Annotated in this window: 1 pseudogene; it reads left to right on the plus strand. The window is 66.9% G+C overall.

The annotated features are described in order from the left end of the window. Positions 1 to 1,032: pseudogene (locus GPL81_RS30975) on the plus strand (RHS repeat protein); the annotation flags it as partial.

A 1,032-nucleotide genomic window follows, 5' to 3' on the forward strand; every position in this document is an offset into this window, starting at 1 on the left:
CGGCAATATGCCTACGATGCGTTGGGGCGGCGGACCACGGTCGAGGATGAATTCGGCGGCGTCACCCGTTACCAGTGGGACGCCGTCGGCCGCCTGTTGCAGACCACCCTGCCGAGCGGTGCCCGCCGCACCTTCAGCTACAACGCCTACGGCCGGATCACTGCCGAGCGCGACGAACTCGAGCGCGTCACCCGCTACGAATACGCCGACGATTTGCACTTGGTCAGTCGGCGGGTCAACCCCGACGGCACGCAACTCCAGTACCGCTACGACCACGCGCAACTGTTGCTCACTGCGATCGAGAACGAGGCTGGCGACACCTATCGCCTGGACTACACGTCGGGCGGCCTGATCCGCCAGGAAACCGGTTTCGACGGCCGGCGCACCGCCTACGCCTACGACCTCAAGGGTCAACTGCTGGAAAAAACCGAGTTCGGCGATGACGGCTCGCAGCTCGTCACCGCCTATCAACGCGACAGCGCCGGACGCCTGCTGCTCAAGACCCTGCCCGACGGGATCAAGGTCGAGTACCGCTACGATCGGCTGGGGCGGCTGGTCAGCGTCGACGACGGCCAGGCGCATCCGCTGGCGTTCGAATACGACGCCCACGACCGGCTGATCAGCGAACACCAGGGCTGGGGCACCCTGCGCTACGGCTACGACGCCTGCGGCCAGCTGCAACACCTGCGCCTGCCGGACAACAACCGCCTCAAATATCACCGCGCCGAAGGCGGCGCCCTGACCGCCATCGACCTCAACGGCACGCGCCTCACCGGCCACCAGTTCGCGTACGGCCGCGAACGCCAGCGCCAGCAAGGGGCCTTGCTCAGTGACTATGCCTACGACGATCAGGGCCGTTTGTTGGCCCACGCCGTCAGCCAAAACCAGCGCCCACGGTACCGTCGCGATTATGCCTACGGCGCCAACGGCCAGCTCCTGCAGATCGACGACAGCCGCCACGGCCAACGCCGCTACCAGTACGACCCGTGCGACCGCCTGACCGGCGTGCGTCATGCCCGTCACGACGAGGCG

The organism is Pseudomonas izuensis (assembly GCF_009861505.1).
Lineage (GTDB): Bacteria > Pseudomonadota > Gammaproteobacteria > Pseudomonadales > Pseudomonadaceae > Aquipseudomonas > Aquipseudomonas izuensis.